At 66.3% G+C, this 25,194-nt stretch carries 27 protein-coding genes; 5 read left to right on the top strand and 22 right to left on the bottom strand.

From position 1 onward, the window contains the following. Positions 1–2 precede the first annotated feature (2 nt). Positions 3–929, bottom strand: a complete 927-nt coding sequence (locus V8U06_RS11585; RefSeq protein WP_427140737.1) for a histone deacetylase family protein — start codon at positions 927–929, stop codon at positions 3–5. A 69-nt stretch (positions 930–998) separates the two neighbouring features. After that, complete coding sequence (locus tag V8U06_RS11580; RefSeq protein ID WP_427140736.1) at positions 999–2,135, bottom strand: zinc-dependent alcohol dehydrogenase family protein; 1,137 nt, start codon at positions 2,133–2,135, stop codon at positions 999–1,001. 20 nt (positions 2,136–2,155) lie between these two features. Between V8U06_RS11580 and V8U06_RS11575 the strand changes: the two genes are divergently transcribed. After that, positions 2,156–2,557, top strand: a complete 402-nt coding sequence (locus V8U06_RS11575) for an acyl-CoA thioesterase (protein WP_226920114.1) — start codon at positions 2,156–2,158, stop codon at positions 2,555–2,557. Here V8U06_RS11575 and V8U06_RS11570 read toward each other — a convergent pair. From V8U06_RS11570 to V8U06_RS11545, 6 genes are read right to left on the bottom strand one after another with little or no spacing between them, the layout of a single operon-like run. Further along, positions 2,543–2,938 carry a GFA family protein gene (locus tag V8U06_RS11570; RefSeq protein ID WP_427140735.1) on the bottom strand — a complete coding sequence of 132 codons (396 nt, stop codon included), beginning with the start codon at positions 2,936–2,938 and terminating at the stop codon, positions 2,543–2,545. The genes V8U06_RS11575 and V8U06_RS11570 overlap by 15 nt on opposite strands. 8 nt (positions 2,939–2,946) lie before the next feature. Then, on the bottom strand, positions 2,947–4,134 hold the full coding sequence (locus V8U06_RS11565; protein ID WP_427140853.1) for a thiolase family protein: 1,188 nt from the start codon (positions 4,132–4,134) through the stop codon (positions 2,947–2,949). Then, positions 4,112–5,596 carry a class I adenylate-forming enzyme family protein gene (locus V8U06_RS11560; protein ID WP_427140734.1) on the bottom strand — a complete coding sequence of 495 codons (1,485 nt, stop codon included), beginning with the start codon at positions 5,594–5,596 and terminating at the stop codon, positions 4,112–4,114. Before V8U06_RS11560 ends, V8U06_RS11565 begins: the two co-directional genes overlap by 23 nt. Continuing rightward, complete coding sequence (locus tag V8U06_RS11555) at positions 5,596–6,159, bottom strand: biotin transporter BioY (protein ID WP_226920110.1); 564 nt, start codon at positions 6,157–6,159, stop codon at positions 5,596–5,598. The genes V8U06_RS11560 and V8U06_RS11555 overlap by 1 nt, the downstream gene beginning before the upstream one ends. Positions 6,160–6,194: 35 nt before the next feature. After that, complete coding sequence (locus V8U06_RS11550; RefSeq protein WP_427140733.1) at positions 6,195–6,800, bottom strand: energy-coupling factor transporter transmembrane component T family protein; 606 nt, start codon at positions 6,798–6,800, stop codon at positions 6,195–6,197. Further along, positions 6,794–7,474, bottom strand: a complete 681-nt coding sequence (locus tag V8U06_RS11545) for an energy-coupling factor ABC transporter ATP-binding protein (RefSeq protein WP_226920108.1) — start codon at positions 7,472–7,474, stop codon at positions 6,794–6,796. The genes V8U06_RS11550 and V8U06_RS11545 overlap by 7 nt, the downstream gene beginning before the upstream one ends. 140 nt (positions 7,475–7,614) lie before the next feature. Between V8U06_RS11545 and V8U06_RS11540 the strand changes: the two genes are divergently transcribed. Continuing rightward, entirely contained in the window at positions 7,615–8,811 is a 1,197-nt protein-coding gene (locus V8U06_RS11540) for a winged helix-turn-helix domain-containing protein (protein WP_427140732.1), read from the top strand. 59 nt (positions 8,812–8,870) lie between these two features. Here the strand turns inward: V8U06_RS11540 and V8U06_RS11535 are convergent, their stop codons facing one another. From V8U06_RS11535 to V8U06_RS11520, 4 genes are all read right to left on the bottom strand, one after another. Then, positions 8,871–9,830: a hypothetical protein gene (locus V8U06_RS11535; RefSeq protein ID WP_427140731.1), complete on the bottom strand. Its 960-nt coding sequence runs from the start codon at positions 9,828–9,830 to the stop codon at positions 8,871–8,873. A gap of 64 nt (positions 9,831–9,894) precedes the next feature. Next, on the bottom strand, positions 9,895–10,995 hold the full coding sequence (gene ribB, locus V8U06_RS11530) for a 3,4-dihydroxy-2-butanone-4-phosphate synthase (protein WP_226920105.1): 1,101 nt from the start codon (positions 10,993–10,995) through the stop codon (positions 9,895–9,897). Between the two features lie 9 nt (positions 10,996–11,004). After that, positions 11,005–12,102, bottom strand: coding sequence for a chorismate synthase (gene aroC / locus V8U06_RS11525; RefSeq protein WP_226920104.1), 1,098 nt, complete (start codon positions 12,100–12,102; stop codon positions 11,005–11,007). A gap of 148 nt (positions 12,103–12,250) precedes the next feature. Then, positions 12,251–15,376, bottom strand: a complete 3,126-nt coding sequence (locus V8U06_RS11520) for an EAL domain-containing protein (protein ID WP_427140852.1) — start codon at positions 15,374–15,376, stop codon at positions 12,251–12,253. Between the two features lie 305 nt (positions 15,377–15,681). Between V8U06_RS11520 and V8U06_RS11515 the strand changes: the two genes are divergently transcribed. Then, positions 15,682–15,942: a DUF1344 domain-containing protein gene (locus tag V8U06_RS11515; RefSeq protein WP_160785465.1), complete on the top strand. Its 261-nt coding sequence runs from the start codon at positions 15,682–15,684 to the stop codon at positions 15,940–15,942. A 61-nt stretch (positions 15,943–16,003) separates the two neighbouring features. On the opposite strand, the gene V8U06_RS11510 is transcribed toward V8U06_RS11515, so the two are convergent. The 4 genes from V8U06_RS11510 to V8U06_RS11495 form a co-directional block, all read right to left on the bottom strand. After that, positions 16,004–16,585, bottom strand: a complete 582-nt coding sequence (locus V8U06_RS11510; protein ID WP_427140730.1) for a histidine phosphatase family protein — start codon at positions 16,583–16,585, stop codon at positions 16,004–16,006. Between the two features lie 18 nt (positions 16,586–16,603). Then, positions 16,604–17,422, bottom strand: a complete 819-nt coding sequence (fabI, locus tag V8U06_RS11505; RefSeq protein ID WP_226920101.1) for an enoyl-ACP reductase FabI — start codon at positions 17,420–17,422, stop codon at positions 16,604–16,606. 187 nt (positions 17,423–17,609) lie between these two features. Next, complete coding sequence (locus V8U06_RS11500) at positions 17,610–18,677, bottom strand: DnaJ C-terminal domain-containing protein (RefSeq protein ID WP_427140729.1); 1,068 nt, start codon at positions 18,675–18,677, stop codon at positions 17,610–17,612. An 82-nt stretch (positions 18,678–18,759) separates the two neighbouring features. Then, positions 18,760–19,110 (bottom strand): RT0821/Lpp0805 family surface protein, encoded by a 351-nt coding sequence (locus V8U06_RS11495; RefSeq protein ID WP_226920099.1) that lies wholly within the window; start codon positions 19,108–19,110, stop codon positions 18,760–18,762. A 147-nt stretch (positions 19,111–19,257) separates the two neighbouring features. Between V8U06_RS11495 and pdxH the strand changes: the two genes are divergently transcribed. Continuing rightward, positions 19,258–19,878: a pyridoxamine 5'-phosphate oxidase gene (gene pdxH, locus V8U06_RS11490; RefSeq protein WP_427140728.1), complete on the top strand. Its 621-nt coding sequence runs from the start codon at positions 19,258–19,260 to the stop codon at positions 19,876–19,878. Between the two features lie 3 nt (positions 19,879–19,881). Here the strand turns inward: pdxH and V8U06_RS11485 are convergent, their stop codons facing one another. Genes V8U06_RS11485 through V8U06_RS11470 form a run of 4 tightly spaced genes read right to left on the bottom strand, consistent with a single transcriptional unit; the run spans position 19,882 to position 21,666 of the window. Beyond that, entirely contained in the window at positions 19,882–20,151 is a 270-nt protein-coding gene (locus V8U06_RS11485; RefSeq protein ID WP_427140727.1) for a type II toxin-antitoxin system RelE family toxin, read from the bottom strand. Beyond that, positions 20,135–20,359, bottom strand: coding sequence for a type II toxin-antitoxin system RelB family antitoxin (gene relB, locus V8U06_RS11480; protein WP_427140726.1), 225 nt, complete (start codon positions 20,357–20,359; stop codon positions 20,135–20,137). Before relB ends, V8U06_RS11485 begins: the two co-directional genes overlap by 17 nt. Positions 20,360–20,412: 53 nt before the next feature. After that, a complete protein-coding gene (locus V8U06_RS11475) occupies positions 20,413–21,489 on the bottom strand; it encodes a polysaccharide deacetylase family protein (RefSeq protein WP_427140725.1) in 1,077 nt (358 codons plus the stop codon). 15 nt (positions 21,490–21,504) lie between these two features. Further along, positions 21,505–21,666 (bottom strand): hypothetical protein, encoded by a 162-nt coding sequence (locus V8U06_RS11470; RefSeq protein WP_226920096.1) that lies wholly within the window; start codon positions 21,664–21,666, stop codon positions 21,505–21,507. Positions 21,667–21,738: 72 nt separating this feature from the next. Here V8U06_RS11470 and V8U06_RS11465 point away from each other — a divergent pair, with 72 nt between their 5' ends. After that, on the top strand, positions 21,739–22,641 hold the full coding sequence (locus V8U06_RS11465) for a LysR substrate-binding domain-containing protein (RefSeq protein WP_427140724.1): 903 nt from the start codon (positions 21,739–21,741) through the stop codon (positions 22,639–22,641). Between the two features lie 42 nt (positions 22,642–22,683). Here the strand turns inward: V8U06_RS11465 and tldD are convergent, their stop codons facing one another. Together tldD and V8U06_RS11455 are read right to left on the bottom strand one after the other, a co-directional pair. Further along, on the bottom strand, positions 22,684–24,099 hold the full coding sequence (gene tldD / locus V8U06_RS11460) for a metalloprotease TldD (RefSeq protein ID WP_427140723.1): 1,416 nt from the start codon (positions 24,097–24,099) through the stop codon (positions 22,684–22,686). 122 nt (positions 24,100–24,221) lie between these two features. After that, positions 24,222–24,689 carry an invasion associated locus B family protein gene (locus tag V8U06_RS11455; protein ID WP_427140851.1) on the bottom strand — a complete coding sequence of 156 codons (468 nt, stop codon included), beginning with the start codon at positions 24,687–24,689 and terminating at the stop codon, positions 24,222–24,224. Positions 24,690–25,194 lie beyond the last annotated feature (505 nt).

Genomic DNA, 25,194 nt, shown 5'->3' with positions numbered 1-25,194 from the left:
GGTCAGCCTCTCATCAGGCGATAGATATGGGTGGCGGCGGATTCGGCGAGGCCCGTCAGGTCGTAGCCGCCTTCCAGCAGGCTGACCACCCGGTTGTTCGCCGATTTTTCGGAAAGTTCCATCAGCTTGGCCGTCGCCCAGTCGAAATCGTCGGCGACGAGGTTGATCTGGGCCAGCGGGTCGCGGTGATGCGCATCGAAGCCGGCGGAGATGACGATCAGGTCCGGCCGGAAATCGGCAACGCGCGGCAGCACGCGCGATCTGAAGGCCTCGCGGAAATGGTCGCTGCCGTCATTCATCGACAGCGGCGCATTGACGATATTGCCCGCGCCCGTCTCGTCCTTCGCGCCGGTGCCGGGATAGAGCGGCATCTGGTGCGTCGAGCAGAACAGCACGGAGGGATCGTCGAAGAAGATGTCCTGTGTGCCGTTGCCGTGGTGCACGTCCCAGTCGACGATGGCGACGCGCTCGGCGCCATAGGCCTTCTGCGCGTGGCGGGCGGCGATGGCGGCATTGTTGAAGAAGCAGAAGCCCATCGCCTTGTCGCGCTCGGCATGGTGGCCGGGCGGGCGGGCGGCAACGAAGGCATTGTCCGCCTTGCCGGAAAAGACGGCGTCGACCGCGGCGATCGCGCCGCCGATGCCGGTCAGCGCCGCCTGCAGGCTGGCGGGACTGGCATAGGTATCGGCCTCGACCTGGTTGATGCCCTCCTCGGGGATTTCGGACATCACGGCGCGCAGGTGGCTTTCCGGATGGGCGAGCAGCACGAAATCCTCGTTCGCCTGCGGGGCCTTCTCGCGCACGAGCGGCGCGAAGCGCTCATGCTCCAGCGCAAGGTTCAGCGCCCGGATACGGTCCGACCGCTCCGGGTGGCCCTCAGGCGTGTGATGCTCGAGGAAGATCGGGTTCTCGAAGAGAAACGTCGTCATGGCCGGAAGCTACCCATTGCGATTGATGCGGTCCACGGGAAATGGGCCGTGTCCACGGCTTTTCAACCGTCATGGCGCCAGCAGCAGTTTTCCGGCCCGGGCCGGATCCTCCTGCCGCGCAAGCGCCGCCGGCAGATCGGCAAGCGGAAAGACGGCGTCGACGGCCGAGCCGAGGATGCCGGCGCGAATGCCGGCAAAGCTGCGGGAAAAAGCGCTTTCGATGGCTGCGCGCGGGGCCGCATGCACCCAGTTGCGCAGCCACAGGAAGGAGAAGGCGACGTCGAGGCGGCGCGCGGCGACGAGCGCGGGATCGAGCTGCGCGCCGGAAAGCGCGCCATACTGGATGAAGGTGCCGCCGGGCCGGACCTGCCGGAAGAGGGCATTGCCCGCATCCCCGCCCACCGCGTCGAGCACGGCGTCGAGCGGCACGGGCTCTATGGCGATCTCGCCGGAAAAGCTCTCCCGAAGCCGCGCCGCGGTCGCCGTGCTGCGCACCAGTGCCACCGGACGGAAACCCGCCTCGGCGAGAAGGACGAGCAGCATCTTCCCGATAGCCGAGGCCGCCGCCGTCACGCCGACGCGCCGGCCGCCGGCCGCGCCGAAATGCGCCGTGGCCGCATCGATCAGCTGGAAGGCGGTCAGCGGGTTCACATAGGCCATGGCAGCCGCCGCGTCGGAGAGCTCGTCAGGGACGGCGAAGCACCAGTCCGCGGGGCGAATGAGATATTCCTGCCAAAGCCCGCTCGCGCCGATCGGCAGCACCCGCTGGCCGATGGAGAGGCCTCTCTTCGCGCCTTGGGAGGATGAGGCACCCCCCTCTGTCCTGCCGGACATCTCCCCCTCAGGGGGGGAGATTGGATGAGGCAAGGTCTCGTCCTTCTTCGACGATGCCGGTTGGGCAAAGGTCTCGCCACTTGCCGATCTCCCCCCTTGAGGGGGAGATGTCCGGCAGGACAGAGGGGGGCAAGCCTCGCCGATACCTTCGCCCATCCGCACGATCTCCCCCACGCCCTCGAAGCCGGGAACGAAGGGCAGGGTGGTGCGGCTGCGATAGGCGCCGGTGACGGGGATGAGGTCGGACGGGTTGATCGCGGCGCGGCGGATGCGGATCTCCACCTCGCCGGGGCCGGGCGCCGGGCGCTCAACCTCTTCGAGGCCGATCACTTGCCGGGGATCGCCGAACGCTCTAACAACGGCACGAAGCATGGTTTACCCCGGGACAAGACGTGGAACAGGCGGCAGACATCACGGTCAGCGAGATCCGGATACCGTTCCGCGATATAGACATGCACGGCCATATGCACAATGCCGCCTACTATGCCCATGCGGAGGCGGCCGTCGCAAATCTCTGGCGGCATCGGCCGGAAGGCCCGGCCGATCCGGTCTATTTCGTGCGCAAGTCCGGCTGCACCTTCCACCTGGGCCTGCGCCTCGACGATGTCGCCCGCTTCAAGGTCTCGGTCACGCGCATCGGCGCGACCTCGCTCAGCTTCGCGGTCGCCATCACCTCCGGGAATGCGCCGGTCGCCGATCTGGAGATCGTCTGGGTCGCCGTCGACCCAGTGACCCGCCAGCCCGTCAACGTGCCGCAGACGGTGCGCGACTGGCTGAAGTCATACCTCTCCTGAGGCCGTCTCCACCCGCAGCCAGCCCGGCCGGCAATCCTCGAAGGAATGATAGTGCGGCGCCAGCGCCGGATCGGCCGGATCGTCGAAACCGCCGATGAGCAGCGCCACCACGGGTTCGTCGTCGATGGCGCCGATGGAACTGCCGCAGGCCGGGCAGAAGGCGCGGCTGGAATAATCGGAGGAGCGCCAGGTGGACGGCTTGCCGCCCGTGCCCGTCCAGTTCAGGCGCGCGGCGGGAAATTCCACCCAGGCGGCGGTCGGCGCGCCGGTATGCTGCTGGCAGAAGCGGCAGGAGCAGGTATGCGGCTTTTCGGCCGGGCCGGTGGCTTCGAAACGGATGGCGCCGCACAGGCAGCCGCCGGAATAGATCGTGTTGCTCATGACTTTCCTCAAAATCCTGTTTTTTTGAAAAGCGTTGCAATACCCATGCCGCCGCCGATGCCCATCATGGCAAGCCCCTGCGTGCCGGGTTCGGCGTCCCGCATCTGCGCGAAAAGACGGGTGACGAGGATGGCGCCGGACGCGCCATAGGGGTGGCCGAGCGCCAGCGCGCCGCCCTCGCGGTTGACGGCGGTGGGATTGATGCCGAGCGCATCGAGGCTCGCCAGCACCTGCGACGCGAAGGCCTCGTTGAACTCGATGAAGGGAACGGCCGGCGCGTCGAGGCCGGGATTGCGCGCGACAAGCTTGCCCATGGCCGGCACGGGGCCAAGCCCGAGCAAGGCAGGCTCCACCCCGGCGACGGCGCTGTCCACCACCTCCAGCAGGAGAGGCAGGCCGCGCCGTTCCGCCTCGGCGCGGGAGGTGACCAGCACGAGCGCCGCCCCGTCATTGACCGGGCAGGCATTGCCCGCCGTCACCGTGCCGTCGGGGCTGAAGACGGGTTTCAGCGCGCCCAGCTTTTCCAGCGAGGTGTTTTCGCGCGGGCATTCGTCCTCGAGCACGATGCCGGCGGGTATTTCGACGGGCACGATCTCCTGGACGAACCGCCCCGCCCGCCGCGCCGCCACCGCGCGGCGATGGCTTTCCAGCGCGAAGGCATCCTGCCGTTCGCGGCTGATGCCGGCATGGGCGGCGACATTTTCGGCGGCAATGCCCATGTCCGGATCGCCGATGGCATCGGGCGCCATGCGGGCGCGCCGCACCGGCTCCGGCACACCGTCTGGCGCCAGCGGCGGGCGGAAGCGCAGATGCGCGCGGCTGGTGCTTTCCGTGCCGCCGGCAAGGTAGATGTCGCCCGCGCCGGCCTGAACGAGGCGCGCTGCCAGTGCGATCGCCTCCAGTCCCGAGCCGCATTGCCGGTCCACCGTCAGGCCGGGCACGCAGACGGGCAGGCCGGCCTCCAGCGCGGCGAGACGCGCGAGATTGCCGGCGCTGTTGGCGGCATTGCCGAGGATGACGTCGTCCACCGCCTCGGGGGCGATGCCGGTTTCCGCGAGGATGCGGCGGATGAGCGGCACGGCAAGGCTCGCCGGCTCGATGGCCGCGAGCGAACCGTTGATCCGGCCGATGGGGGTGCGGAAGGCCGCGGCGATGACGGGGATGCGATCGGGGTCAGACGAAGGGTTCGAGCGCATCATTTGCCTCCATGACCCATTGCCGCACCGTCTTCGCCTCCACCTTGCCGGAGGGCGTTACCGGCAGGGCGCGGCAGCGCCAGATGCGGCGCGGCTGCTTGTAGCGCGGCAGCACCGCCGCCATGGCGGCCTTCAGGCTATCAGGCGTCAGGTCGCCATCGGGCTCGATCACGGCGACGAGCGCGCTGCCGAGGTCGGCATCCTCGACGCCGAAGACATGGGCGGCGCGGATGCCGGCAAGCCCGGTCAGCGCGGCCTCGACCTCCGAGGGATAGATGTTGTTGCCGCCCGAAAGCACCATGCCGCCGGCGCGGCCGAGCAGGTGCAGCGTGCCGTCCGCCTCCAGGAAGCCGAGATCGCCGACGGTGGCGCGGGCGCCGAACCGCGCGAGCCCCGCGCCGTCGCCGGCGCCGAGATAGCCGGTGGCGACGAGCGGGCTTTCGACGAAGATCGTGCCGGTTTCCCCCGCCGGTAGCACCTTGCCCTCCGCATCGAGAACGGACAGGGAAACGCCGGGAAAGGCTGTGCCAACGGCTGTGGAGGAGGCGGCATCGCCGGGCGCGGTGACGGTGATGAAGCCGAGTTCCGAGGCGCCGTAATATTCCCGCAGCGCCGCCCTGGGGAAATGCTGCGCGCAGAGCGCATGATCGGCCGTCGTCAGCTTGGCCCCGGCGACGGTGATCGCCTCTACCGTCTCGAGCGGCGCGCCGGCGCAAAGCCGTCGCAGCATCGTCGGCACCAGCACGAGCCGGCTTATGCCGCCCTGCCGGATTTCGGTGAGCGCCTCGGCGGCGTCGAAGGCGCAGGCGGAATGGAAGGCCCCGCCGGCCAGCAGCGTTTCCGTCATGGCATAGAGCGCAAGGCCATGGGCGAGGGGGCCGGGGGCATAGGTCGTGGTGCCGCTGTCGATGCCGAAGAACGGCGCGCCGGTTGCAAGGCTGGTGCGCCAGGAGCGCCGGTCGCGGATGATGGGTTTCGGATCGGCAGTGGTGCCGGAGGTGAAGACGATCAGGAACGGCGCGTCGTCGTCGCCGTCGGGCAACGGGGGATGGTCGAGCGCCTTGCTTTCGCCGACCAGATGCGTCGCGTCCGTGCGCGGGTTGCGGATCCGCAGCGCATCGCCTTCGGCGGTGACGAGGAGGTCGGGATCGAGCGCGTCGATCATGCGCTGGCGCACGGCCTCGGGCAGGTGCGGATCGATCAGGGCGGCGCAGCTGTTGCCGGCGGTGGCGGCGGCGAAGGCGGCGGGAAAGAGCGCGTGGTTGCCGGTGAGGATCACGGTGAGCCGGTTCTGCGGCCCGATGATGCTGCGCCCCTCCGGCGCAAGAGCGGCGAGCGCGGCGAAGACCTGCCGCGCGGTGGCGGCGAGCGCACGATAGGAAAGAACCCGGCCCTCCAGATGGAAGGCCGGGCTCGCGGGATCGGTGGCGGCGTGCCGTTCGATGGCGCCGGACAGCGACATCAGGCGCGCTGCGGCAGCAGCGGATAGCCGGCGAGCACCGCGCGGCCGGCGAGCATGGCGACGACGGCCTTGATGAGGTCGCCCGGCACGAAGGCGAGCGAGGCGGTCGCGGCATTGCCGAGCGTCATGCCGGCGGCATAGGCGAGCCACGGAATGCCGAAGAGATAGACGACGGCGATGCCGCCGACGACGGACGCGGCGAGGAAGCCGGCATATTGCGAAAGCTCGGGCTGGCCTTCCTTCACCAGGCGCTCGGCAATGAGGCCGCAGACGAAGGCGCCGAAGACCCAGCCGATCAGATAACCGGTGCTGGGCGTTGCGAAGACGGCGAGACCGCCGCGTCCGCCGGCGAGGACCGGCAGGCCGATGGCCGCCAGCAGCAGCACCAGCAGCACGGCGGCCGCGCCGCGCTTGGCGCCGAGAATGCAGCCGGCCAGCATGACGCCGAGCGTCTGCGCGGTGATCGGCACCGGAATGAAGCCGAGCGTGATCGGCGGCAGCAGCCCGAGCACCACGATGATCGCGGCGAAGAGGGCGGCAAGGACGATGTCTCTGGTGGTCATGTCAGATTTCCCGATGGACAAAAGAGGGTGGGCATTTAGTGCCGCCGAAAACCGCGGGCGTCAATCGCCATGGCGATCGTGTCCGCGTTCTTCAGCGTCAGGATGATCAGCGGCACCAGCGTGGTGAGCGGGCGGACCGGCAGGCCGCGCGCGCGATGCGCCTCGGCGATGTCGTGATAGCGCGCCAGGATTTCCGGCACGAAGCGGATGACGAGACCGACCGCCAGGCTGACATCCGCCGCGCGCACCAGGCCGAAGCGCTCGAGCGGCAGGAGAAGCCGGGTGATCTCGTCCATGAAGGCGGAAATGCCCGTCGTTGCGGTGATGGCGGCGGCAAGGATGACGAGGGCGGAAAGGCGGCAGAAGGTGACGAAGGCCTCATGCGGCGAATGAAGGAACCAGTTTGCCGCCGCCACGAGGAGAACCGTGAAGAGCACGAAACGGACGCGCCGGAACGCCTCGGCGGGACCGATCCCGGTCGAGAGGTAAAGCGCGGCGGCAAGAGCGAGCGCGGGCGCCAGAACCCGCAGGTCGCCGATAGCGAAGAGCGCGATGGCGGCGATGAAGAGCAGCGCCAGCTTGCCGCGCACTGGCATGCGATGCAGCGGCGTGGCGCCGTCGATATCAAGCCCGTTCAGCACGCGGCGATCTCCCGGTAGGCCGCGATGGCCTCGGTCGGGCGGCCATCCGCCGCCAGCCGGCCCTCGTTGAACACCAGCACGCGCTCGAAGCTCTCGAGCAGCGCAAGATCGTGCGTGATGACAAGGACCTGTTCCGGCAGGGCCGCGACGGTGCGTTCGATGAGCGCCCGGTTCTTGAGGTCCAGCTGGTTCGTCGGCTCGTCGAGAATCAGAAGATCGGGGCCGGTGACGAGCACGCTGGCAATGGCGCCAAGCTGCGTCTCGCCGCCCGAAAGCTCGTGCACGCGGCGGCGCGCTAGATGGGAAATGCCGAAGCGCGCAAGGATCGCCTCGGTCTTCTCGGCGATCTCGGCCTTGCCGAGCCCGCGGTTCTTCAGGCCGAAGGCGATGTCTTCGGCAAGAATCGGCAGGATCATCTGGTGCTGCGGGTTCTGGAAGATGAAGCCGGTCCTGCCGCGCGCCGCCTCGGCGTCCGCCACCGTGTCGAGGCCGCCGACCGTCACCGTGCCAGCGGTCGGCTTCACCAGCCCGTTGATCAGCCGCGCCATGGTCGACTTGCCGGAACCGTTGAGGCCGACGACGCCGATGCGCCGTTCCGAAAGCGTCAGCGCCAGCGGATGCAGCGCGACGCGGCCGGCATAGTGCACCGTGGCGGCGGAGAAGACGATATCCAAGGCGGGGTCCCGTTTCAGAAAGTCGCTGCGACCTATAACACGGTGCGTCTCAAAGGAAACCGCAGGAGAGTTGCATTGCAAAGCGGATTCCCGGCACAAGACGGATGGAACAAACCAAGAATATGTGCCTATCATCCGGCATGACGATTCTTCTCTCCAACGCCGAAGCCCGGCGCATCTTCCTCGCCCGCCAGGGCCTCAGCGCGCCGCCCGGCCGCCTTCTCGGCAAGGAGGGGCTGCTGCAGCTCATCCACGACATCGGCTTCGTGCAGGTGGACAGCATCGCCACGGTGGAGCGCGCGCATCACCAGATCCTCTTCTCGCGCAACCAGACCTACCGCCGCGAGCATCTGTCGGAGCTTCTGGAGAAGGATGGCGAGCTCTTCGAGAACTGGACGCACGACGCCTCGATCATCCCGAGCGCCTTCTTCCGCTACTGGAAGCACCGCTTCCGCCGCGAGGACGCCAGCATCATCGAGCGCTGGCGCAAATGGCGCGAGCCGGGTTTCGAGAACGCTTTCGAGGAGACCTACCAGCGCATCGTCTCCGGTGGGGCCGTGCTCTCGCGCGATCTGAAGGCGGACGACCACAAGTCGGGCGGCTGGTGGAACTGGCATCCGAACAAGACGGCGCTGGAATATCTCTGGCGCACCGGCAAGGTCGCCATCGCCCGGCGGGAGAATTTCCAGAAGGTCTATGATCTCGTCGACCGCGTGCTGCCGCCCCATCACCATGCGCCGGATGTGGAGCACGACACCTTTGTCGACTGGGCCTGCCGCAGCGCGCTGGACCGGCTGGGCTTTGCCACCCATGGCGAGATCGCCGCCTTCTGGGACCTGATCTCGCCGGACGAGGCGAAGGCCTGGGTGGACGCCCATCGCGACGAACTGCGCCCTGTCACCATCGAGACGATGGACGGCAAGCCGCGCGCTTCCCATGCCTATGCCGATTTTCCGGACAATCTCGGCGATGTCCCGGAGCCACCCGCGCGCCTGCGTGTGCTCTCGCCCTTCGATCCGCTGATTCGCGACCGCAACCGCACGGAACGGCTGTTCGGCTATTTCTATCGCATCGAGATCTTCGTGCCGGAGCCGAAGCGGCAATACGGCTACTACGTCTTCCCGCTGCTCGAAGGCGACCGGCTCGTCGGCCGCATCGACATGAAGGCCGACCGCAAGGCCGGCACGCTCGATGTCAAGCGGCTCTGGTGGGAGCCGAAGACCCGCGTCTCCTCGGGCCGGCTGGAACGGCTGGAGGCCGAACTGGCGCGGCTGGCGAAATTCACCGGCGTGGACACGGTCCGCTATCTCGACGGCTGGCGCGGGGACGAAGGTTAGAGCATTTCCAGCCGAAGCGGGATCGCTTCGGCGTCGGACAATGCTCCAGCTCCCCCTTTTCAGGCCGTGACGGGCCTCCCGCCGAAGGCGGACTTGGCCTCTTGTGTCAGGGCGCGGAACTTCTCGGAGGCGCCCATCAGTTTCGCGTCCCATTCGGGATCGGGCGCCTGGCCGCGGATCGTCTCGAAATAGACCGCCATCAGGGCGGCGATGGCGAAGGGCTCCAGCACGGCGGCGCGAAAGGCCCAGGCGAAGACGATGGCGACGACGAAGCTGAAGGCCGCGGTCTCGCCGGGGAAGGCATAGAGGATGGCGGCGGCCGGCGCGAGCGCCAGCAGGAAGACCGCGATGGACAGGATCCACAGGAAGACGGCGAGCCAGACGGCGTTCTTCACCATCTTCAGCCCGTTCTGCGCATAGAGCACGAGGCCGTGGCGCGCGCTTTCGAAGGCATTGTCGCTGCCGGTGCGGATGTTGTAGCCGAGTACGATCTCGTCGACATAGGTCAGCGACAGGCGGATGACGGTGTTGGCGAAGCGCGCGATGCCGTCGAGGCCGGGAATGGGCAGGAAGGCGGCGATGCCGCCGATCAGCCCGGTGATCGCGGCGATGACGCCCTTGATGAGCTGGTCGAGCGCGAACAGCACATTCGCCTCGCCGAAGCGCGCGGCAACGACCTCGCGGCCATAGGCGACCTGTCCCTTGCCGTCCGGCAGCGCCTCGCCGTCGATCAGCTTGACGATGACGGCGATATGGGCGGCCTTGACCATGTAGAGCAGCCATTCGCGCGCCCAGTAGACGGCGACGCCCACGAAGCCCATGCCGAAGATGCCGCCCCAGACGGCGAAGGATTCCGGGCTGTCGGAGAGCGAGCCGACGCCGTAGCCGATGCCGGCCCCGGCGCCCGTGGCGAGGATGAAGGCGAGCGTGATGACGAAGTAGATCACCATGCGCAGGAGGATGAAGGGCATGGTCCGGGCGAGGATGCCGATGGTCTTGCCGATGCTGAAATCCCACATGCCGTCATGCCCCCGATGAAACCCCGCGTCCTCCAGACGTTTCTGCGGCGCGGGATATTCGCTGTCAGCAGAGGTCGGTGGCGCTGATCTCTATGCCGAAGCCCTCGAGGCCGACATAATGGCGCTCGCGCGAGGCCATCAGGCGGATCGAGGTGACGCCGAGATCCTTGAGGATCTGCGCGCCGAGGCCGATTTCCAGCCATTCGCTTTCACGGGCCTGCGCCTCGTCATGGCCTTCGCGCTCGTGCATGGCCTTGCGGGCGGTGGTGGACTGGCCGACGCCGACCGAACCCTCGCGCAGATACACGATGACGCCGCGGCCCTGTTCGGCGATGCGCTTCATGATGCCGTCGATCTGCCGTCCGGCGCCGAAGACGTCGCCGCCGACATTTTCGAGATGCAGGCGCACCGGAATGTCGACGCCGTCCCGGATGTCGCCGAAGACCACGGCAAGGTGCTGCATCGGGTCCCAGGGCAGGGTGTAGGTCAGGGCCTTGGCCTTGCCGTAGGGCGTCTCGATGTCGAAGCTGCCGACCTGTTCGATCAGCGTTTCCTTGCGCTGGCGATAGGCGATGAGATCGGCGACGGACACCTGCTTGAGGCCGTTCTTCTCGGCAAAGGCGGCGACCTGCGGGCCGCGCATGACGGTGCCGTCGTCATTGACGAGTTCGCTGATGACGCCGATCGGTGGGAGGCTCGCCAGCCTGCAGAGGTCGACGGCGGCTTCCGTATGGCCGGAGCGCATCAGCACGCCGCCCTCGCGGGCGACCAGCGGGAAGATATGGCCGGGCCGCACGAAATCCGTCGGGCCGACATTCGGATTGGCGAGATTGCGCACGGTCAGCGTGCGGTCGTCGGCGGAAATGCCCGTCGTCGTGCCGTGCTTGAAGTCGACGGAGACGGTGAAGGCGGTGGTGTGGGCCGAATCGTTTTCGGCCACCATGGCGTTGAGATTGAGGCGCCGGGCCTCCTCGCGCGGCATGGGCGTGCAGACGATGCCGGAGGTGTGGCGCACGATGAAGGCCATCTTTTCGGGCGTGCAATGCACGGCGGCGACGATCAGGTCGCCCTCGTTCTCGCGGCCGTCGTCATCCATGACGACGACGATCTCGCCGGCCTCGAAGGCGCGGATGGCGTCGACGACACGCTTCTGGTCGTAGCTCATGGCAGGCTCCTATTTCAGGCGGCCGGTCTGGCCGCGGTCGCGCAGGTAGTGATCGGCAATGGCGCAGGCAACCATCGCCTCGCCGATGGGCACGGCGCGGATGCCGACGCAGGGGTCGTGCCGGCCCTTGGTGCGCACGTCGACATTGTTGCCGTCGGCATCGATGGAGCGGCGCTCTGTGAGGATGGAGGAGGTGGGCTTGATGGCGAAGCGCGCGACGACCGGCTGGCCCGTCGAAATGCCGCCGAGGATGCCGCCGGCATGGTTGGACAGGAAGATCGGGTTGCCGTCATTGCCCATGCGCATCTCGTCGGCATTCTCCTCGCCGGTAAGTTCCGCCGAGGCGAAGCCTTCGCCGATCTCGACGCCCTTGACGGCATTGATCGACATCAGCAGCGAGGCGATGTCCTGGTCGAGCTTGCCGTAGATCGGCGCGCCGATACCGGCCGGCACGCCCTCGGCGACGACTTCCACGACGGCGCCGATGGAGGAGCCCGCTTTGCGGATGCTGTCGAGATACTCTTCCCAGACGGGAACGATGGCCGGGTCCGGTGCGAAGAACGGGTTGTTGTTCACCTCGTTCCAGTCCCAGTTGCGGCGGTCGATCTTGTGCTTGCCGATCTGCACCAGCGCGGCGCGCACGGTAAGGCCAGGCACGACCTTGCGCGCAAGGCCGCCGGCGGCGACGCGCGCGGCGGTCTCGCGGGCGGAGGAGCGGCCGCCGCCGCGATAGTCGCGGATGCCGTATTTCACGTCATAGGCATAGTCGGCATGGCCGGGGCGGTAGCGGCGGGCGATCTCGCCGTAATCCTTGGAGCGCTGGTCGGTGTTCTCGATCAGCATGGAGACGGGCGTGCCGGTGGTGATCATCGTCTCGCCGTCCTCGTCCAGCATCACGCCGGAGAGAACCTTGACGAGGTCGTCCTCGCGGCGCTGCGTCACGAAGCGCGACTGGCCGGGCTTGCGCTTGTCGAGCCAGGCCTGGAGTTCGGCGAGCGTGAAGCGGATGCCGGGCGGGCAACCGTCCACCACGCAGCCGAGCGCCGGCCCGTGGCTTTCGCCCCAGGTGGTGACGCGGAAAAGATGACCGAAGGTATTGTGCGACATGAGCGGAACCGGACCCGAAAGAAAGTGCGTTCCCTCTTAGTGGAAAAGGCGGGGGAGGGACAAGGGTTTCGCGACCTTGGCGTTGCGCTATTGGTGATTGCCCCTCATCCGGCCGCCGCCATTTCTCCCGCAGGCGGCGCGGAAGGCCTTACGACGCCAGCTTCCAGCGCATCTCGCTGCCGAAGGCGAGGAACGCATCGCGCGACAGCGGCTTGGCGAAGGCATAGCCCTGCAGCAGGTCGCAGCCGAGGCGGTTCAGCATGTCGGCATGCTCCATCGTCTCGACGCCCTCGGCGACGATCTCGATGCCGAGCGAGCGGCCGATCTCGATGATCGAGCGCACCAGCGCCTGCTCGTTGTGCGAGGACAGGATGGGCGCGACGAGCTGGCGGTCGATCTTCAGGCGCTTGGGCTTCAATTTCAGCAGGCTGACGATGGAGGTGTGGCCGGTGCCGAAATCGTCGATCTCGATGTCGATGCCGAGCGCCTTGATGCGTTCCAGATTGCTGAGAACCACGTCGTCGCTCTCGTCGAGGAAGATCGATTCCACCAGTTCGAAGGAAATCTGGCCGGGCTGGATGGAAAGGCCGGTGAGGCTTTCGATCAGGCTCTCGTCGCGCAGCCGGCGGGCGGAGACGTTGACCGAGATCTTCGGCATGACCAGTCCCTGCGCCGCCCAGCGCGCGCAGTCGAGCAGCGCCTTTTCCAGGACGATCCGGTCGAGCGTCGCCATGACGTTGAGGTCTTCGGCGATCTTGAGGAACCGGTCGGGCGTCAGCAGGCCGTCGCGCGGATGGTTCCAGCGGATCAGCGCCTCGGCGCCGGCGAGCTTCAGCGTGCCGGCGTCGATCTGCGGCTGGTAATAGGGCACGAATTCGTTGTTCTCGATGCCGGCGAGAATGTCGTCGGCGATGCGCTTGTTCGAGACGATCTCGGCCTGCAGCACCTCGGTGAAGAATTCGTGGCGGTTGCGCCCCATCGCCTTGGCGCGGTAGAGGGCGATATCGGCATTCACCAAGAGCTTGCCCGTGTCGATCATGCGGCCTTCGGCCAGCGCGATGCCGATGCTGACGCCGAAGCGGCACAGATGCCCCTCGTAGTCGACCGGCTGCTGCATCAGCGTGATGATGCGGCGGGCGAGCACGCTCAGATAATCCTGGTCGGTCGTGTTGGTCACCACCACGACGAATTCGTCGCCGCCGATGCGGGCGATGAGGTCGCCCTTGCGGGTGGAGGCGCGCAGCACCTGCGATGCATGCACGAGCAGCGCATCGCCGGCCGCGTGGCCGAGCGTGTCGTTGATCTGCTTGAAGCGGTCGAGGTCGATATGCAGGATGCCGACGTGCACATCCATCATCTCGCTGAGTTCGGCGATGCCCGTCAGCTCGTCGTCGAGTTTGCGGCGGTTGCCGAGCCCCGTCAGCGGATCGTGCAGCGCATTGTGCTCGATGCGCGTCTTGGCCTGTTCCAGTTCGACATTCTTGGCGTCGGCCTGTTCCTTGGCGGCCTTCAGGTTTTCCTTGAGGATCACGTCCTCGGTGACGTCGAAGGCGATGCCGATCAGCTTGCGGCTGCCGTCCTGGCCGTGGTGGATCTTGCCGACCGAGCGCACATGCCGGACGGCGCCGCCCGGCAGTACGATGCGCGCCTCCTGCACATAGGGCAGATCATGCGCGATGCAGTGATTGACGTTTTCCAGCGTCGCCTCGCGGTCATCGGGATGGATGACGCCGAGCCAGGCCTCGTGCGAGACGATGCCGTCCGTATAGGCAAGGCCGTAAAGCTGGTGCATGCGCTCGTCCCACAGCGTCACGCCGTCCGCAAGGTCGGCCTCCCAGAGACCGCACTGGTAGGAATCGAGCGCGAGGTCGAGGCGGCGGGTGAGCTTGGCGAGCGCGGTGTTCTGGACTTCCGCGTGTTCCTTGGCGCTCTGGAGCGCCTGGTTGAGCAGCACGTCCTCGGTGACGTCCCAGCTGATGCCGGTCAGCTTTTCCTCGCCGTTCGGGCCGATGAGGCGCGAGCCGACATTGCGGATATAGTGCCAGCTGCCGTCGGGCATGAGGATGCGGTACTGCGACTTGTAGTCGTTGCCGCCGGCGCGGATCATGTCCATTTCGGCCTTGGCGATGGCGACGTCGTCGGGATGGAGCACGGAACGCCATTCCATGTCGTTCGGTGTCTGGTTCTCCGCAAAGCCGTGCAGGCGGTGCATCTGCGGGTCCCAGTTGCGCGCGCCCGTCGCAAGCTCGATTTCCCAGATGCCGATCTTGGAGGCGTCGAGCGCGATGTCGAGGCGCTGGGAGAGCGACTTGACCTGCCGCTCGCGCGCCTTCAGCCGGGCGATGTTGCGCTGGCGCTCGCTGACGAGGCTGCCGGTCAGGAAGATCGGAACGATGATGACGAGCGCGGCGATGGCGATCATCAGGCGGATCTGCGCGCGGTTCTCCGGCGGGTGATGCCAGCCCCTGGACGGGACGGCCGCCAGTTCCCAGCGTCCGCCGGGAAAGTCGAGCACCTGTACGACCGGTTCGTTCTCGAAGATCTCGGCCCTGCCGAAGAACGGGTCGACGATGTTGTCGGGAACGCTGACATCGCGGATGGCAAGCTCGATATCGGCTTCGTGCTGCGTCATGCCGGGCCGCACATGGTGGTCCGGGTCGATCAGGCCGGCATCGGTGAAGAGCTTGCGCGCGTCGATCAACCCGTCGATGTAACCCCAGAAATAATACCGTGCGTCGACATTGGTGAAGACCGGCATGAAGAGGTTGAAGCCGCGTCCCCCCCTGGCGAATTCGACCGGGCCGAACATCAGCGGGCGTCCGCGCGAACGGTCCGCCTGTGCGGCGCTCCGGAAGGAGGGGAAGCGGTTGAAATCGGTGCCGATATAATGCTGGTTGCCGTCGAGCGGGAAGGCCTGCGTCACCTTTCCGGCGGGCGCGACGCCGACACGGCGGAAATGGGTGTTCTGCAGCATCAGCTTGCGGGCGAAGACGTTGAACTGCAGCGTCGCCTGTTGGGGCGCGACGGCGAACATGTTGGCGACGCTGCGCAGCGCCGCGACATTGCTGTTCACCTCGCTCTGCAGGCGCGCGCCGACCAGCGCGAGATCGCCCGAAACGTGGGTCTGCAATTCGTTGCGGTAGACGCGCTCGTTCTGCCGCTCGTAGAGGATGCTGCCGGTCAGGATGACGCAACCGGCAATGGCTGCCGGGACGAGCGACGGCCGCGCCCACTCTGCAATGGACGCCAGATGGCGGCTGATGGCGGCTGTCACTGACAAGAAGAGTGTCCCCGGTTGTGACGAAACCGTAAGGGAGGCTTCCTTAAAATTGCATTTATAAGCAACTGAAATACTTGCATTTCCGCCCGCTGGGTCGGGGCGGATAGAGTTGCTTGCGGACAGGATCGGCTCTCATTTGTCCGACAATCCGGGGGATGACGCGGCGGCGCGCCTTGATTCACCGGTGCTTTCCCGCCATCCATTGCATCCACGACGGCAACGCGGGCGAATTTCGCCATATTTGGGGGGCATCTGACGTGACCAGCAAAAAGACTGATTCATTTCCAGGGGTTCGTATGATGCGACTGCTGATCGCCGCGCTGATGGCCACGGCCGTTTTCCTTTCACCGCTCGCAGCCTCCGCCGAAAGCGCCGATGTCGAGGCCGTGATCACCAATGTGGACACGACCAACCTCAGCCTGTCGCTCGACGACGGCAAGAAGTATCAGGCGCCGGAAGAGTTCAATTTCGAGGGCCTGGAGCCGGGCGTGAAGGTTCTGGTGTTCTATACCGAAGTCGACGGCAAGCGCGTCATCAACGATCTCGAAGTTCTTCAGTAATACGCTGCTACGCCGGGAGAGCCGCTCTGCCCGGCAGGGCGGGCAGGCGCCCGCTACGGCCTCACAGCCAGTGCATCCCCGTCCCGTCGATCCGCAGGATGCGGTCCTGATGGACGGGCGTGTTGGCCGCTTCTTCCTCATCCATGCCATGAAGCCGGAAGGCCGCGCGGAAGACGCCGCCGTGGCTGACGCAGACCGTCGGCCGCGTCACGTCGCCGAGGAAGGACCCGATGCGCCAGGAGAGGATTTCGTAGCTTTCCGCCGCATCGCCGGGTGGAATAAAGTTCCATTTCGCATGGGAGCGCTCGTCCACCCGCTCCGGCGCAAGGGTCTTCAGCTCGGCCAGCGTATGGCCTTCCCAGTCACCGAAGGAGAGTTCGACGAGGCGCGGATCGGTGCGATAGGCGAGGGGGTCGAGACCCATGGCGCAGCGCAGGATTTCCATCGTCTCGCGCGTGCGCCCGAGCGGGCTTGCCACGAAGTCGAAATCGGAAACGGACGCGCCGAGAATGCCCTTGAGGGCGTCGCCATTGCCGGCCGCCTGGCGGCGACCGGTATCGTTGAGCGGAATGTCCTTCTGGCCTTGCAGTCTGCCCTCTGCATTCCACGCGGTCTGGCCGTGGCGGATCATGTAGATGAGCAAGGCAGGGTCCTTGGGATATCAGTCCTTGATGACGGAAATGTCCGGTGCGTCGACGGCCTTCATGCCGATGACATGGTAGCCGCTGTCGGCATGGTGCGTCTCGCCGGTGACGGAACGCGACAGGTCGGACAGGAGGTAGAGGCCGACATCGCCCACTTCCTCGATGGTGACGGTGCGGCGCAGCGGCGCGTTGTACTCGTTCCACTTGAGGATATAGCGGAAGTCGCCGATGCCGGAGGCCGCGAGCGTCTTGATCGGGCCGGCGGAGACGGCGTTGACGCGGATGTTCTTCGGGCCGAGGTCGACGGCGAGATACTTCACGCTCGCCTCGAGCGCGGCCTTGGCGACGCCCATGACGTTGTAGTTCGGCATGACCTTCTCGGCGCCGTAATAGGTCAGCGTCAGCATGGAGCCGCCATCGGTCATCAGCTTTTCCGCACGGCGGGCGACCGACGTGAAGGAATAGACCGAGATCTGCATCGTCTTGGCGAAGTTGCCGGGCGTCGTGTCGACATAGCGGCCCGTCAGCTCGTCCTTGTCGGAGAAGCCGATGGCGTGCACGACGAAGTCGATCTTGCCCCAGAGCTTTTCGATATTGTCGAAGACGGCGTCGATGGACGCTTCGTCCGAGACGTCGCAGTCACCGGCCAGGACCGCGCCGATTTCGGCGGCGAGCGGTTCGACGCGCTTCTTCAGCGCATCGCCCTGGTAGGTGAAGGCGATTTCGCCGCCCTGTGCATGAATAGCCTTGGCAATGCCCCAGGCGATGGACCGGTTGTTGGCGACGCCCATGATGACGCCGCGCTTTCCCTGCATCAGACCAGATGCCTGAACCATGGTTTGCCCCCTGATATCTAGGGCAATTCCCCGCAAGGCACGGCAGCGGCCTCGCAATCGGAATTGCGTGAAATAAGTCGAAATTGCCTATGACATAGGCGGCAATGCGGTTCAAGCGCGCGGGGGTTCAGGAACTGTTAGCATCCGTAACATTGGGTGCATGTTTCACGGGAGCGTCATAAATCGATTAAAGGTACAGCCCTTCGCGCAGCGACCGCATCAGGTCGATCATCTTGTCGTCCGGCTTCTCCCACAGGAGCAGGCGGATTTCCGCGATGAGGTCGCCCCGTTCGCCATTCTCCTTGAGAAGGCCCTCGCCTTCGATGCGGATCGTCTGATCGGAACCCGACCAGGCCGGAACGGTGACGGGGAGGGGACCGAGCGGTCCCTCGATGGTCGTCTCGCAGCCGAGCACGGCATTCTCGATGGTGACGGGCAGATCGACCTTGAGATCGAAACCGTCGACGCGGAAGCGACCGGGGGCAACGCGCACGGTGATGACCGCATCGCCCCGCCTCAGGTTCTCGATGCGGTGGCCGGCCTCCTTGAGGCGGATCACCTGTCCTTCAGTCGTGCCCGCGCCGACCGGCACGCGGATCGTCTGACCCTCGGGCGTCTCGATGGTCGGGCGCGCCCGATTGAGAATGTCCTCGACCGTGACGGTGACGTCGGCGACGAGATCCGGCGCCTTCTCGACCCTGGCGCGGCTGCCGCGGATGCGGCGGATGATGGCGGAGATGATGGCGGCGCCCGGCGCGGTGCCGCGGGCCGGCATGGTTTCCTCGGTGCTCGCATCGTCCATGGACTTGCGGGCGTCCTGCGCCGGGGCGGCGCCTGCCTGAGTCTGGCTTTGAGCCTGCGCTTGCGCCTGGGGCTGCGGGCGGGCCTGCGCCTTGGCGTCGGCCTGCTGGCCGCGGGAATCGACGCCGAAGATGCGGGCGATCATGTCTTCCGCGTCTTCGTTGGACATGCGCGGCGGCGGGCTGGCCGTCGCCTTGCGTTCGGCCTGCTGGCGGCGCATCTGCTCCATGCGGCGAAGCTCGGCCTCGCGCTGCTGGCGGTCGTAGCGGCTGCGTTTTTCCGGGTCGCGCAGAAGATCGTAGGCGCGGCCGGCTTCGGTGAAGCGGACGGTGGCGAGCGGGTCGTCGTGGTTCTGGTCAGGATGGACGGCCTTCGCCAGCGAGCGCCAGGCGGCCTTGATTTCCTCCTGCCCGGCGTTCTTCTTCACGCCGAGAACCGAATAGGGGTCACGCATAACTTCCACCCGTTGCCGTTTTGCCGCACAGGATAGTGAGAAACGTCCTAATCGCCTGTTACGGATCAGGGTTTAGAAAGTGTTATCCTTGCTTGTCGAAGGCCAGGAGCAGCCATTCGCCGGAATTGCCGAGGCAGGTGCGGCCCGCGAAATTGGCAATGCCCTGATAGGAATGCTTCGTCGTGATGAAGTCGCGGCAGGTGCGGCCGGCCGCGTCCTGGTTCTCTGCGATGCTGCTGATGACGCCCGCGCTGCCCGAGGCGGAATTCGCCCAGGGAATGGGGCTTCCGCCGGTCCGCAGGATGTCCGCCGAGGACACGGCATTGCGCACGGTGATCTCGTCGGTCAGACGTTCCGTGTTGCCGTTCGGCACGGTGCTGGTGCGCACCGTCTTGTCGATATTGCTGTCGGAAAACAGGTCGAGACCGCTCATGCAGCCTGAGAGAAACGCACCGGACATCATGACCGCGGCGACCCCAAGGCAGCGCGTCCAGTATGTCTTTGTCTCCGGTCGCGTCTTTGCTATGACTTTCACTCCAGACTGCCTCATACAGCTAGATAGATCGGCATTGAATCGAATATGAGCGAAAATGCGTTAACAAGCGGTGACTTCACCGAGGAAAACGAACCCTATGCCCTGTTCGCGACCTGGCTGGCGGACGCCGGCAAGAGCGAACCCAACGACGCCAATGCGCTGGCGCTGGCCACCGTCGACGAGACGGGCCTGCCCAATGTGCGCATGGTTCTGCTGAAGGGTTTCGACGAGCGGGGCTTCGTCTTCTATACCAATTTCGAGAGCCGAAAGGGCGTGGAACTGCTCGGCGCGCGCAAGGCGGCCATGTGCTTCCACTGGAAATCCCTGCGCCGGCAGGTGCGGGTGCGCGGCGAGATCGAGATCGTCACGGATGCCGAGGCCGATGAATATTACGCCTCGCGTCCGCGCGGCAGCCGCATCGGCGCTTGGGCCTCCAAGCAGTCGCGCCCGCTCGAAAGCCGCTTCGCGCTGGAAAAGGCCGTCGCCGAATACACCGCGCGCTACGCCATCGGCGAAATCCCCCGCCCGCCGCACTGGTCCGGCTTCCGCCTGAAGCCCGTCTCCATCGAGTTCTGGCACGACCGCCCCTTCCGCCTGCACGACCGCGTGGAATTCCGCCGGGCGGAAGACGGCAGGGGATGGGAGAAGGTGCGGATGTATCCGTAAGGGTCAGCGGTAGACGGATTTTCGGTCGCCGATGCGAACCACGAAGATGGTGACGACCGAATCCTCGATCCGTGCGATGACGCGATAGTCACCGACCCGGTACTTCCAGAACTCGCCGAGTTCCGAGCCTTTCAAGGCTTGACCGATGGCGCGTGGATTGTCGAGTGGCGCCACACGGTCATGAAGGAATTGGAGAATGCGCTTCGTTGCGACGGAGCCAACCTTGGCGAGTTCCTTTTCCGCGCCGGAATGGAACTCAATTTTCCAGGCCATGGGATTTCATGAGGTCGCTGAGTGACAGCGTGCGTGCCGTTCCGCTTTTCAGTTCGCGAAGACGCTCTTCGGCGATCTGCAGATCCTGAAGATCCTCGAGGTGTTCGATAAGAATGTCCTGGATGTAGTCGCTCTTGCTGCGTCCTGTCTGGCGGGCAAGATCGTCGAGGCGTTTTTCGATATCGGCGGGTAGTTGCAGCGCAAGCATCGTGTGGTCTCCACAAGACAGCACTATAGCATGCCGATACCGGCCACCAAAGCCTATCGCCCCATCAGCTTGAACGGGATGCCCGAGGCAAGCGCGCCGACATATTTCGGCTTCTGGTAGAGCCCGTTCAGCGAGATGCGGGGCAGGGCCGTCGGCGCGTCGAAGGAGCGCGCCGAGAGGGTGCCCGGTTCCGTGGTCACGGCGACGCGGAAGCCGAGGTCCCGGGCCAGCCGGTGCTCGCGCGGCGAGACGGCAGCGCGGTCGCCATAGGGATAGGCGAAGGTATCCGGCCGGCGGCCGGTAATGGCGGCGATGCGCTCGGCGGATTCGTCCATCTCGCGGCGCGCCTCCGCATCGCTGAGGCGCGCGAGCGCGCGGTGGCTCACCGTATGGCCGCCGATGGCGGCGAGCGGATTGAGCACGAGGCTCTTCAGTTCCGGTTCGCGCATCACCAGCCGCTCGGTGATCATGAGCGGATCGATGCCGTGAGCCTTCGCCGCCGCGTCTAGTTTCTCGATGGCGGCGGTCTCTTCCATGTCCGCCTGGATGAACCGCGTGAAGCGGCTGTAGGCGGCCTGCTTCTGGAAGGGCGTGGCGAGCGGCAGGGTGACCGGGCCGGAGCCGAAATCGAATTCCAGATGCGGCGCGACGCGCAGAAGCTCCGTCAGCGTTTCCCACCAGATGCCGTGCGTCTTGCAGGCAAGACCGGGCGAGACGAAAACCGTGAACGGCACCTTGTGCCGGGTGAAGACGGGCTGGGCGTGCACCGCATTGTTGCGGTAGCCGTCGTCTAGGGTGAAGGCGGCGAAGCGCTCGCCGGCGCGCGCAATGGCAAGGCGCGCGGCCATGTCGGCAAGAGCCACGAACTGGTAGCCCTCTTCCTTCAGATGCGCGATGGCCGCATCCAGGAATTCCGGCGTGATCTCCAGATGCGCATTGGGATCGAAGGCCTGCGGCGTCTTGGGGCGCACGTGGTGCAGCGTGAAGATCGCGCCCATGCCGCGGGCCGACGCCATGAGCCCGGCCCGGCCGGCAAAATGCGCGAACTCCAGCCCGCCCGTGATCACGGCGCGCTTCAGCCCCTGTCGCATGACGCTGCGGATCGGCATGTCGTCTTCGTCTTTCCTCATGATGTCGTGCGGCCGTTATCGCACCCGGTCGGTATCCGAGGAGTTAACAACGGCTTTCCTGTGGCGCGGCGGGGCGGCCCGCCCCGTCTGGAAGGTCACGAGGCGCACGACCTCCATGACGATGGTGTTGATGCTGTCGAACATGGTGCAGTCCTCCATGGGGTGTTGAACCTGCATGGAGTGTCCGCCCGCTTGCCACTGTTCCTCAAACGAGTTTATCGTCGATTTCAGATGACTTGAGGTTATGCGATGAAGCGCGGACGGTTGCCCTTGACGGCGCTGAGGACCTTCGAGGCGGCGGGCCGGCTCGGCAGCTTCACGCTGGCCGCCGACGAGCTTGCCGTGTCGCAGGCCGCGGTCAGCCGGCAGGTGAAGGAGCTGGAGGCCGATCTCGGCAAGCCGCTCTTCGAGCGCCATCACCGCGCCGTCCGCCTGACGACGGCCGGGCAGGCCTTGCTCGCCGTGCTCTCCCGATCCTTCGACGCGATGGATGCCAGTCTTGCGGACATTCGCGGCCGGCAGGGGGGAGGGCTGCTGGAGATCAGCGCCGTGCCCGGCTTTGCCGCCTGCTGGCTGGTGCCCAATCTCGACGACTTCCATTCCAGCCACCCGGATATCGACGTCGTGGTCGACGCCGATCCGCGCGTCATCGAGTTCCGCACCCATCAGGCGGAAATCGCCATCCGCTACGGGCTGGATGCCAAGGCCTGGCCGCGCATCGAGGCGGACCGGCTGGCGGAGGTGGAGATGATACCCGTCATCGCGCCCTGCCTTCTGGCCGAGGGGCCGCCGCTCACCGAGCCGGCCGGGCTTCTCGCCCATACGCTGCTGCACGAGGACAACCGCAGCGCCTGGCAGCGCTGGTTCGCCGCCGCGGGCCTGCCCGAGACGGCGCCGGGGCGCGCGCAGATCTATACCGAGGGCAATCTGGTGCTGCAGGCTGCGCTGCACGGCCACGGCGTCGCGCTGGTCGACAGGCTCTATGCCGCCGCAGACCTTGCCGCCGGCCGCCTGATCCAGCCCTTCGACCTTTCCATCCACGATGGCGCCTACTGGCTGGTCGCCCGAAGCTTCAAGCGCCTGTCGCCGCAGGCGCGCGCCTTTCGGGAATGGCTGCTGGAGCGGCTGCGTGCCGGGGACGATTCGGGCTGAAAACCCGGTCCGCTGCGGCAGGCGAGCGAGGGGCTTTGCGGCTTACGTCTTGGTGCCGCCGACCGTGATCTGGTCCATGCGCAGATGCGGCTGGCCGACGCCGACCGGCACCCACTGGCCGGCCTTGCCGCAATTGCCGATGCCGGTGTCGAGCTTGGTGTCGTTGCCGATCATCGAGACGCGGCGCATGGCGTCGGGCCCGTTGCCGATCAGCATGGCGCCCTTGACCGGCGCCGTCACCTTGCCGTTCTCGATGAGATAGGCTTCCGTGCAGCCGAAGACGAATTTGCCGGAGGTGATGTCCACCTGCCCGCCGCCGAAGGAGACGGCATAGATGCCGTTCTTCACCGAGGCGATGATTTCCTCCGGCGCCCGGTCGCCCGAGAGCATGTAGGTATTGGTCATGCGCGGCATGGGGCGGTAGGCATAACCCTGACGGCGGCCGTTGCCGGTCGCCTTCATGCCCATCAGGCGGGCGTTCTGCCGGTCCTGCATGTAGCCGACCAGCTTGCCGTCCTCGATCAGCACATTATAGGCCGACGGCGTGCCCTCGTCGTCGACGGTGATCGAGCCGCGGCGGTTGTCTATGGTGCCGTCGTCGACCACGGTCACGCCCCTGGCCGCCACCTGCTCGCCCATCAGGCCGGCGAAGGCCGAGGTCTTCTTGCGGTTGAAGTCACCTTCGAGGCCGTGTCCGACCGCCTCGTGCAGCATCACGCCCGGCCAGCCGTTGGAAAGCACCACATCCATCGTGCCCGCCGGGGCCTCGACGGCGTCGAGATTGACGAGCGCCTGGCGCAAGGCCTCGTCCGCGCCGGAGCGCCAGCTTTCCTCGGTGAGGAAGGCGTCGAAGGTCGTGCGCCCGCCGATGCCGTAGCTGCCGGTTTCCTGGCGGTCGCCCTGGCCGACGACCACGGAGACATTGATGCGCGTCATCGGCCGCACGTCGGTGACGCGGTGCCCGTCGGCGCGCAGGATGTTGACGACCTGCCAGCTCGCGGCGATCGAGGCCGTGACCTGCCGCACCTTCGCATCCTTGCCGCGCAGATAGGCGTCGATCTCGGTCAGCAGCGCCACCTTCTGTTCGAAGGTGGGCGCGCCGATCGGGTTTTCCTCGGTATAGAGCCGGCGGTTGGTGCCCTGGGGCGCGTCCGCATAGTCGCCGGAATAGCCGCGTGTCACCGCGCCGGCCGCGTCCGCCGCCCGCTTCAGCGCGGACAGCGTCATCTCGCCCGAATGGGCGTAGCCGACCGCCTCGCCGGCAACGGCGCGCAGGCCAAAGCCCTGGTCGGTGTTGAAGCTGCCGCCCTTGAGCCGCCCGTTGTCGAAGGACAGCGATTCCGCCTGCGCGTGTTCCAGAAAGAGCTCGCCGTCGTCCGCGCCCTTGAGCGTTTCCCGAAGCACCGCCTGCACGGACGCCTCGTCGGCATCGAAGAGGGAAAGGAGGTCGGTGTTCATGGGAGGCTCCGCGCTGCTGCTTGTCGAGTGACCTCCCATGTAGAGACGGCAGGCGGCAACGGCAAGTTTGGACTTGTTTTCCGGCGGCAAAACCCGGCCGGTGCGGGAACGGCCGGGCCCGCTTACGGCAGCGCGTCGTAGCCCTCGCCGAAGCCCTTGAGGTCGACGGGGATGCCGATGCCCTCTTCGGGGGACTGGAAGACGATGAAGGTGGCCGTCGCGCCGGAGCGGAAGGTCTTCAGCAGCTCGTCCTCGAGCACGACTTCGGCATAGCAGCCGTCGGAGAAGCAGCGCACGAAATAGGCGCGGCCGATATCCTTGCCGTCGACATTGAGGCCGAGACCGTTCGGCAGCAGCACGCCGAGGGGGGCGAGCACGCGCAGAATCTTGGCCTTGCGGTCGGCGGTCTTCAGCACGACGACGGAAAGGCCGAGTTCCGGCCGGTCTTCGGCAAGCACGTTCTGCATCAGCGCGCACTGTTCCCCGGACGCGCCGGCCGGCTGGTCGCAGACGATGGACCAGGCGCCGTGGTTCGATTTCACCGTGCCCGGCTGCTGTGCCGATGCCGTCGCCGTTCCCATCCCGACCATTGCCGCGGCAGCGACCGACGCTGCCAGGAGCGGCTTAAAGGAAGACCAAAGGCCCATAACCACCTCGAAAAGACGAATCATCGGGCTATTCTTTAAGCCTGACGGAAAGAATGAAAAGCCCGGACGGCTACATTCCAGCCCTATGGGGCCGAAATTGGACGGCGCCTGGCGATAGTTACCGGAAAGTGGGCGCAAGATCGACGGGGAACCGGCCATATCAAGCCGGCCGCCATTATTAAGGAGTGCAGCAGGGCGGGTGCCTGAAATGCATCTCCATTCCGACGGCATGCCGAGGGGCGATCCTATGCACAGGATTTCACAGGCCGCGACCGTTTCGGCACCTATCAATGCGGCTGGTCGGGGAGGCGTGCGCACGGCCGCCCGACAGGCTTCAAACGGCTGTGTCGCGGGCGTTGGAAGCCCGGCCGATCCACGCCTCCATCCCCCATCGGTAACCCGGTATGCGCGCGAACGTGTGGCCAGCCTTGCGTTTATGCAAAAATGC

Origin of the sequence: Shinella sp. G-2 (assembly GCF_050172695.1) — a bacterium.
Lineage (GTDB): Bacteria > Pseudomonadota > Alphaproteobacteria > Rhizobiales > Rhizobiaceae > Shinella.
The sequence above is the reverse complement of the archived record's forward strand: the minus strand, read 5'-3'. Positions and strand labels throughout refer to the sequence as shown.